This window comes from Shewanella sp. A32 (assembly GCF_029167175.1).
In the GTDB taxonomy this organism is placed as follows: Bacteria; Pseudomonadota; Gammaproteobacteria; order Enterobacterales; family Shewanellaceae; genus Shewanella; species Shewanella yunxiaonensis.
Window position 1 is genome coordinate 68,405 of record NZ_JARFTS010000018.1, and the last position, 9,229, is coordinate 77,633.

A 9,229-nucleotide genomic window follows, 5' to 3' on the forward strand; every position below is an offset into this window, starting at 1 on the left:
CGGTTACTCCATCACCAATTTGGGCTTGCGCATGCGATCAGCCCCTAATCTGTATTTTAAATCGTTCCACTTTTCCAATCGTGTGGCCGAGCCTGCGAGTACCCCGCGGCCTTTTTCTTTGTTGAGCCACAACTGTTTACCGTTAAAACTGTAGACAGGAATAAGATCGGGTCGTTGGGTGGCGGGTTTAATCTGCGGATCCAGATTGTCGAGGATCAGCGGTATTGAACCTGGTGTCTCATAATAGGCCAATACCATGTGATACTGATTAACACTGGTTGCTTTAACCATCGTGATGCGCATCTTGTCGTCCGGGACTCCTAACTGTAGTAGCGTAAAATACTTGGCAATAGAGAAATCTTCACAGTCTCCGCCATTGGCGCCAATAAACTCCAGCGGCGTTGCCCAGTAATTACTTACCCCCCATAACTTTATATCGTCTACAAAATTGAACAGGTTGAAGAAGTTATTAACGGTTGTAATCTTTTCTGTTGTTGTCTGGTCCTGGGCATCTCGCACAATATTGAACCAAGCCTTGGCGCGCAGTCCTGCTCGTGGTCCATAGGTTTGCTCAAGAGAGGAGACAACAGAAGCTTCATTCAGGTCGGCATCGGCATACAACAGCGAAACAGCAAGCACCGAAGCCAACAAGGTGCAGTGGCAGACGTTCTTAACGCACTTGTATGTCAACAGCCTGCCACACACCATAATGAGAGATTAATTTCCTATTTGACTTCTTTGTCGACAGAATAAATTGTCCACTTCATATCTGCCATCGTGTCTTCACCATTCACTTCAGCGATGACTCGACGATTGCGTTTTTGCGCCAATGCCGTGCCACTGGTATCCACGGGACGGTCATAACTGTAACCGATTGCTGTCAATCGGTCATCAGCAATGCCAAATTGCTCGTGTAATACCTTCACGACAGCTGTTGCGCGGTTCTGTGACAATTCCAGGTTATGATCATACGTACCGGTTTTACTGCAGTGTCCTTCAATAGTCACCTTAGTATGCGGGTACTGTTTCATAAAGTCTGCGATGGTTTGGATCTGGCTGTAGTATTGCGGATCGATGTAGAACGAGTCATTAGCAAAAAGTACTTTTAACTCAGAACGTTCATGGATTGGCTTCACTGTGCCACAACCATAGTTATCGACATTGGCACCCTCTACCGTTCCCAAACATTTTTCACGTGCGACGATGACGCCATCGCGGTCATGATCATTTAGGTCGTAAACCTGCTTTGTAGGGGTATCCATCGATACTGTATCCCGCATGGAGCATCCTGCCAGTAGCAGTAAGCTCATAAAAGTCAGTAACAGTTTCATTATTTGACCCCTCCTTCATATTCACGCTCGCCTTTCCAGACATCCGGCCTGGTTACACGTAATGAGTCGAGCAGTTGGCCTGTGGCATTGAGAATACGATATTTTGCAACAATCTCATCGAACTCTGCCCCCAGATAATCTTTACGAGCTTCAAACAGTTCGTTTTCAGTATCCAGTAAGTCCAATAAGGTGCGTTGACCAAGATTGAACTGTTGAGCATAGGCAACCTGAGTTTGTTTAGCGGCAATAACATGTTCGCGAATATATTGTTTTTGCGGTTCCAAAAACTCGTAGGCATTCCACGCGAGATTGACTCCTTCAACCACTTCACGATGGGCGCGTTCGAGAATTTCTTTCGCTTCACCCAGCTTATAAGCGGTTTCTCTTTCACGGGAGACATCTTTACCACCCGCGAACAGGTTATATCGCATCCGGACCATTGCTTGGACGTCGTTGTAATAGCCACCAACCCCTTCGACGAGGTAACTGTTGGTACCATCTTCACCGTCTAGGTTGTTGTTCCAATTACCAGAAACTTCTAAAGAGAATTTCGGATAATAGGTAGACTGCGCGGTTGAACGCTCATATTCTGCCGCTTGAATATCATGGCTGGCAGATTTGAGCACCGGATGTTTCGTTTCCGCCATCTTGACGCCATCAGCGGCGTCTTTAGGTAGCATATCCGCATCTGGTACGGGGATGATCAGATTATCTGGCTCTTGGTGTGTCACCCGATAAAACTGGCTTTTGGCATCGAGGAAATTGTTGCGCGCGGACATCACGTTAGAGTTGGCTCTCGCCAGACGACCAGTGATCTGCGATAAATCAGCAGTGGATCCCAGACCTGAATCTGTACGCTGTTTGATTTGATCATAGATGTCCTGATGACTTTTCAGATTTTTTTCTGCCAGCGTCAGAACTTCTTGGGTTTTGATGTAGTTGAGGTAAACCTTAGCTACATCCAGCGCTTTATCTTCGGCGGTTGCCATCAGATTCCATTGTTCAGCACTTGCCTCGTAACGCGTACGATTAACTTCGCTGCTGGTGTAGAACCCGTCAAACAGCATCTGTTGAATACTGACTCCAAACTCACCACGTTTCAGTTCGACTTCGTCGTCAGATGTTCCGGCAAGCTTTCGTCGGGTTGTCGGCGAGTCAGTCTTTTCGTAGCCATAACCCGCAGTGACATCTACTGAAGGCATGTAGCCGGAATAAGCCTGACTGACAGCTTCTTCTTTAGCCTTAAATCTATTGAAAATGATTCTGATATCCGGATTAGAGTCCAGAGTCCTGGCGACCGCTTGTTCCAGGGTCTGACCGAACCCGGCACTAGGGAGCATCAGCGCAGTAATCGCCAACGCGAGGGCGCTGCGCCTTACCTGCCGATTCAATTTGATGTTCATGGTAAACCCCTCCAAGGTTTTTATTTCTTCAAGCCTAGCGTTCCCTTAACGCCGTTTCTTTGGCTCTCAGTATGGGATTAAGTATGTACTCAAGGACTGTCCTTTTCCCGGTAATCACATCAACAGAAGTTAGCATCCCGGGGATAATTGGCATCTTTGTGCCATCTTCTTTAGTCAGGCTTGACTGCTCGGTTCGAACCTTAACTAAATAAAAACTGTTACCTTCTTCATCCTGTGAAGTATCGGCACTGATCTGTTCCACAGTGCCTTTCAGGCCCCCATAGCGCGTAAAGTCATAAGCGGTGACTTTCACCATGGCGGGTAACCCTGGATGAAGGAATGCGATATCTTTAGGCAGAATCTTGGTTTCGATCAGCAGTTGATCCTCTGATGGAACAATTTCCATGATATTTACTCCAGGCTGCACAACGCCACCTAGTGTATTGATATCGATTGATTTAACTGTCCCATTTACAGGAGAAACCAGCACTGCCTTATTAACCTTATCCTGTGCGCCGACTTGTGCCTCTGTCATCCGTGCCCACTTGGCCTGAGTGTCATTCAATTGGGCGCGCGCATCAGCGGCGTATTGTAAGACGGCCTCACGCCGTTTCAGAATGGCTTCGTCCATTGCCGCTTTCACCTTGGGTCTATTGACCCGAGAACTAGCGAGCTCTCCCTTAATATCATTAACGTTGCGTTCTAGCTTTAGCAATTCAACTTCTGGAACTACACCTTTGGCCGCTAACGGTTTGGTAAGTTCTAGCTCTCGAGTCACCAGTTGAAAGCTGGTATTCAATGTATTGATTTTAGATGCTAGTTCTTCATTTTCCTGTTGCCGTTGCTGAATTTGACGCGCAAGGATTTCGACTTGGTTGTTTAGGTTATCTAATCGACCGTTGTATTCATCTAGCTGGCGTTTTACCAGTTCGCTGTCTTTACTTTGTAGGTCGTCTGAAAATACCGGGGGCTTTTTAATGATCTTCACCTGTTCGCGCCAATCCTGGGCGACATCGGAGATAAAAATACTGTTTAGCTCTGCGGTTAAACGCACTATATCAGCACGAAGCGCATACACTTCTTGTTGCTGCTGCGCTGCATCTGCACGGAACCGAGTATCGTCAATACGTACCAAGGGTTGGCCTTTTTTTACCAGCATGCCTTCTTGTACATACAGCTCTTGTAGAATCCCCCCATCAAGGCTTTGAATAACCTGCACTTGTGATGATGGGATAACTTTTCCTGAACCCCGAGTAACCCGGTCCAGTGTCGCCAAACTGGACCATACCAAGAAACATAGCATCATGGCGGCAATAGCCCAGATGATCAGTTTGTGACTTGATGGTGCTTCGGTGAGCATGGCACCGTAGACATCATCAACCATCTCCAAATCCTGCGTCGTGAGAAACTTACTCATGATTGCCTCCTGTCATCAGGCCGCGATTGAGTAGGTCTAGCACTTTATCTTTTGGACCATCAGCAAGAATATGACCGCGATCCAAAACGATAATCCGATCGACTAGTTTCAACAGATCCATCTTATGGGTGATAATGATAAGTGCCCGTTCTTTGCTGACGTGTGCCATCGAGCGCATAAACTGTTTTTCAGCTCTGGCATCAAGACTGGCTGTAGGCTCATCCATCAGTAAGATAGGAGGATCGTTGAGAATGGCGCGCGCTAGTGCAACTGTTTGACGTTGGCCCCTGGAGAGGTTTTCGCCTTTTTCTCCCACCTGAGTATCTAAACCTTCAGACTCCATTGCAGTAAATAACGCAACCCCGGAGAGTTGTACTGCTCGCATCAACTGATGTTCTGATACCTGACGGGTACCAAATAAAATATTGTCGCGGATAGTGCCATGAAACAGTGTCACATCCTGAGGTAGATATCCAAAGTTACGCCGCAAATCACTGGGGTGAATTTGTCCCGCATCAACGCCGTCATAACGTAGGCTGCCAGATGAAGGCTGAAATAAGCCAATAAGCAGTTTCGCCAAGGTGCTTTTACCACTGCCATTTCTACCAATAATGGCAATCTTTTCTCCTGGCTGAATTCTGAATGACAGTGGACTCAATACTTGTTTTTCTGAGGTTGGATAGTTGAAGGTAATATGGTCAGCTTCAATTTTGCCTATCAATCTTTGTTTACTGACCAGATGCCCTTTATTTTCAAATTCGTCTTCTTGCAGCATGATGCCATCAAGCTGTCTGAGCGCGCTGATCATCTGATTCGCCCGTGTCATCAATCCTGCCAGTTGCGCCATCGGGGCAACAGCACGGCTGGATAGCATCACGGCAGCGATGATCCCGCCCATGGAGATAACATTATCGGCTACGCGATAAACGCCAAGGATCACCACAAAAATAGTGGTCAGTTGTACAGTTAACGATGCTACATGTGATACGGCATTAGAAAGTTTCTTGGTTTTTAACTGCCAGTTAGCAGTATGGCCAATCATCTGTTGCCATGACTTTTGCACTAGACCTTCAGCACCATAGGCTTTGATTGACTCCAACGCGGCTAGACTTTCGATTAGGTGGCCATGTTTGAGGCTGGAAAATTTGTTACTTTCTTCTATAGCTTTTTTCAGCCGTGGTTGGATGATCAGTGTAAAAGAAATAATAATCACACTGGCAATCACCGGAATAATCGCGAGATCTCCGGCAACCAAGAAAATGATTAACATAAATAACAAGGCAAATGGCAAATCAACCAAGGTGGTGATGGTGGCTGATGTCAGAAAATCCCTGATGCTGTCGAATTCCCCTAACTGTCTTGCCATCCCGCCAACGCTGGCGGAACGTTTTTCCAGCGGTAATCCAATTGCTTTATAAAACAGCCTTGAAGAAACAATGATGTCGACTTTCTTGCCTGCAATATCAATTAAATAACTTCTTAATTGGCGCATTATAAAGTCAAAGATATATGCGATACCTGCACCGGCAGCCAATACCCATAAAGATTCAAATGCAAGGTTAGGGACGACCTTGTCGTACACGTTCATGACAAACAGTGGCGATACTAAAGCAAATATATTGACCAGCAATGAAGCTACTAGTGCATCCCTATATATAGGGGCGGCATCTCTTACTGTTTGCAACAACCAATGAGTTTTGTTGTCATGACGGTAGACATCGAAGCCTAAGTCGCCGCGATACTGCTGTTTAATTAAAAACAGGTAACCTACATACAGCGCTTCTAATTCCTCAATTGAGAGTACCTGCTCACCACCTGTTTCAGGGAGTTGAATAACAGCTTGTTGTTGCTCAGTTTTTAATTCTCTGAGGATACAAGCCTTTTTGTTTTTTAATAACAAAATACAGGGCAGTTGTATGGCACTGACTTGATCTAAACCTTTACGACTAAGCTTTGCTGTTAGCCCTGCTCGAGCTGCAGCTTGTGGCAGCAGCTCGGGTGGAAGTTCGGCAGAAGACAAAGGTAAACCTGCCACTAATGATTCAATGGAGCAAGGACTGCCATAGTACTCCGTCATCAGTACCAGACAGTCTAAAAGTGGGTCAACGGTGACGCGTAAAGACGCCGGGATCGTCCATTGCTCAGTTTTTGGGGATGCAGCAGTGCTCACGAAACGACATGTCCCTTAAGTAGTTGTGAGAGTTGGTATAATTATCGGTTAAAGTCCCATCTTTCGAAAGCCGAAGATGGGACTATAGATAATAGTACTACTCGTGCGAAACAGTTTCGGTGTTTTTCAATACTTCACTGGTAGTTGATGACACGGGCTGAGAAGCATCTTCAGTAGCACCAGTGCCTATGATCAGTGGGCCATTCCCGCTGGCAACGAGTCCTTGAATCATCGCACTGCTAGTGCTGCCATAGTCAGACACATCAGTTCCATCTAATACTATTGTTTGGTCGATATTGCTATCAGCGTTGGCATCGATAGCAATCACGGTACTACCGTTGACTACACTTATGCTTAGATAGTTATCTAATGTGCTGCTGTCACCATTCCAGTTGATTAACAGGTCACTAATATCTAACTTGTCCTGATTCAAAGTGAAATCTGTTACATGGTCAGTACCAGTTTCCCCTGCCAGCCATACAAAAGTATCTTTTCCATTGCCGCCGGTCAGCGTGTCGTCACCTAAGCCACCATAGATAGTATCCTTACCCTGTCCTCCATCGATGACGTCGTTACCTGTCCCACCATATATCAGGTCATCTCCTGCTTCGCCGTAGATGGTATCGTTTCCTCCCTGTCCAAAGACTATGTCATTACCATTACCGGCGTGTATGATGTCATCGCCACCGCGGCTATCATCGTTGATGTTCAATGATGAAGAATTTGTCTGGATGTAGAAGCGGATATCATCATCAGAAGCATCTTGTCCTAATGCTTCCTTGAGGTAATCGCGAAGTCCCTGCAATCCCTCACCATCATGAGTTCCTGCTGCATGTCCAGTCCATGATAAACCATCGGTATTGATAACGTCGCCAAAGATAATGTCATCGCCGTTACCACCACTAATTACATCACCACCAACAGAATTTGGGTTGGATTGTTCAAAGCCTTCCTGTAATGCTGCTTGTAATTGATCTGCAGTATTAATGATCTGTGGCTGACCGACATCGCCAGTTACATTGTCATCGACCCATTGGCGATGGCTTCCACGTCCTTCCCAGTGTCCTCCGATGGTAGTGGAGAAATCTGTGTTTAAAGTGGATGTATTGTCGAAGTAGCGTAGGAAGTCGCTATTAACACCGCTTCCTATCCCTATGGCATTTAAGCTGACACTATACCCATCGCCATGAATGAGTGAGTCTGCGGCAATGATAGCTCGTGACATATCGTCAAGGTCTGTTGTTCCTCCAGAATTAGAGTGATCCCCGCTATAAGTAGTTGGGTTTCCGTCAGTTAGGAAAAATGACATATTGATATAGTCACCACTATTTCCAGTATTTTCACCATCAAACCAAGATTCTGCAGCTTTTAGTGCAGCTTCATAATTGGTCGCGCCACTGGCTGATAAAGCATCGATAGCGTTAATTAATTGCTCGAGTTTATTATCGTTGGCAGTGAAATTATTCAGATCAACTTCTTTTACTACACCACTAGCGAAAGAGATCAGTGTGATGTTTACCGTGCCATCATGCTCGCTCAGCTGTGCGCCAAGTTGTTTCAGCGCATCCTGAGCTAGTTGCAAGCGACTCTTGTCACTGGTCCCAGACGGATCATCCATGCTGCCAGATGTATCTACGATAAGTGCAATATTGTAATTTGCACCAGGAACTGTCGTAATAGAACTGCCGCCAGTATCACCTACCAGTACATCATTGCCATCGCCACCAGTAATCTGCCCATAGCTATCGCCAATCACAAATCTAGCAGTACTAAGTTGCGTATCAGAACTGTTATCACCGACAATAATTGCACTTTCAGTAGTAGTGCTACCACCTTCGATCGTGACACTGAAGTTACTGGTATCTGTATCCCCATCACCATCAATAGCGCCAACTTGGAAATTAAGGGTCTGATTATCTGGAAGAATATCAACAGAAGTTGACATGCCTGACAATCTGACAGCATCACCGCCGGTGCTAATAATATTGATACCGTAGAACCCACCGCTTAGATTGTAGTCTGAAGCATTGATATTAACTGTTCCGTCATTACTAACAATGACGTTTGGCACTGAAGTCAGTACTGAACCATCGGCGTCGAGCAATTGCACTGTAAGATTTGTACCGCTGCCATTACCTTGGGAGTCAAATGACAACGAAACCTGATCTACGGCTTTGTGGACAATCTGCCCTGCATCGTAAAAAGTCGCAGTGAGGGTCTCACTTGGATCTAGCCAATTACTTGCAACACCAATCCCTTGGGTACTGGAGTTTACTGTCCCAGAAACTGAAGTAAATTGAATGTCGGTATCAATATTACTTAAGAAGTCACTAGCCCAGAGAACAGTACTGCTACCACCACCAATTTTTTGGTTAAATTCCACAGATTCAGTTACAGCAGGATTTGGTGTGACTAACTCAAAAGAATATGTCCCATCAGCCTTCATATATAAAGTGAAGAAGGTTTCACTTGAACCGTTGTTATCATATGTGGCAGTTAACTTCTCGCCCATGTAGACAGATGCATCATAAATATCCTCTCGGCTGAGAGTTACATTGCTGCCTAACGATGTTAGTAAGCTAATGTTTATCCCCTGATCTGAATTGACCAGCTGTGACACATCTGAACTGAAATCATCTGCACCACTGACAACAGTCCAACTTCCGGTATGTTCTTGGGCTTCATTGGGAACGGTAAAGCTGTCAATATCAACGCTCGGGGCGTCATCGACAATGTTAATCACCAGCGTGCCTGCGGGTGCGGCATCACCATCGCTGTCGGTGACCACGACCGCAAAGTCGGCGGTGGTGTTATCACCGCTGGTGTTGTCCGGCAGGGTGTAGCTGTAACTGATAGTCCCGGTGCCAGTGTTGGCATCAAAGGCGTAACTGGCTGATAAGCCATCCCC

6 protein-coding genes are annotated in these 9,229 nt (G+C 46.0%); all 6 read right to left on the reverse strand.

The window, feature by feature from the left end:
- Positions 1-3: 3 nt before the first annotated feature.
- Positions 4-708: a transglutaminase-like cysteine peptidase gene (locus tag PY479_RS12965; protein WP_212595208.1), complete on the reverse strand. Its 705-nt coding sequence runs from the start codon at positions 706-708 to the stop codon at positions 4-6.
- Positions 709-725: 17 nt separating this feature from the next.
- Positions 726-1,331 carry an OmpA family protein gene (locus tag PY479_RS12970; RefSeq protein WP_212595209.1) on the reverse strand — a complete coding sequence of 202 codons (606 nt, stop codon included), beginning with the start codon at positions 1,329-1,331 and terminating at the stop codon, positions 726-728.
- The gene (locus PY479_RS12975) at positions 1,331-2,734 is read right to left on the reverse strand and encodes a TolC family outer membrane protein (protein WP_275484029.1); all 1,404 of its coding nucleotides are present in this window, start codon (positions 2,732-2,734) and stop codon (positions 1,331-1,333) included. Before PY479_RS12975 ends, PY479_RS12970 begins: the two co-directional genes overlap by 1 nt.
- 34 nt (positions 2,735-2,768) lie before the next feature.
- Positions 2,769-4,151, reverse strand: a complete 1,383-nt coding sequence (locus PY479_RS12980; RefSeq protein WP_275484030.1) for an HlyD family type I secretion periplasmic adaptor subunit — start codon at positions 4,149-4,151, stop codon at positions 2,769-2,771.
- Positions 4,144-6,321 (reverse strand): type I secretion system permease/ATPase, encoded by a 2,178-nt coding sequence (locus PY479_RS12985; protein ID WP_275484031.1) that lies wholly within the window; start codon positions 6,319-6,321, stop codon positions 4,144-4,146. Before PY479_RS12985 ends, PY479_RS12980 begins: the two co-directional genes overlap by 8 nt.
- Positions 6,322-6,418: 97 nt before the next feature.
- On the reverse strand, positions 6,419-9,229 hold a 2,811-nt coding region (locus tag PY479_RS12990), incomplete at its 5' end, for a VWA domain-containing protein (RefSeq protein WP_275484032.1).

Excerpts from the sequence above, each read along its gene's own strand:
- PY479_RS12965 (WP_212595208.1), bottom strand. The coding sequence starts at position 708 with ATGGTGTGTGGCAGGCTGTTGACATACAAGTGCGTTAAGAACGTCTGC.
- PY479_RS12970 (WP_212595209.1), bottom strand. The coding sequence starts at position 1,331 with ATGAAACTGTTACTGACTTTTATGAGCTTACTGCTACTGGCAGGATGC.
- PY479_RS12975 (WP_275484029.1), bottom strand. The coding sequence starts at position 2,734 with ATGAACATCAAATTGAATCGGCAGGTAAGGCGCAGCGCCCTCGCGTTG.
- PY479_RS12980 (WP_275484030.1), bottom strand. The coding sequence starts at position 4,151 with ATGAGTAAGTTTCTCACGACGCAGGATTTGGAGATGGTTGATGATGTC.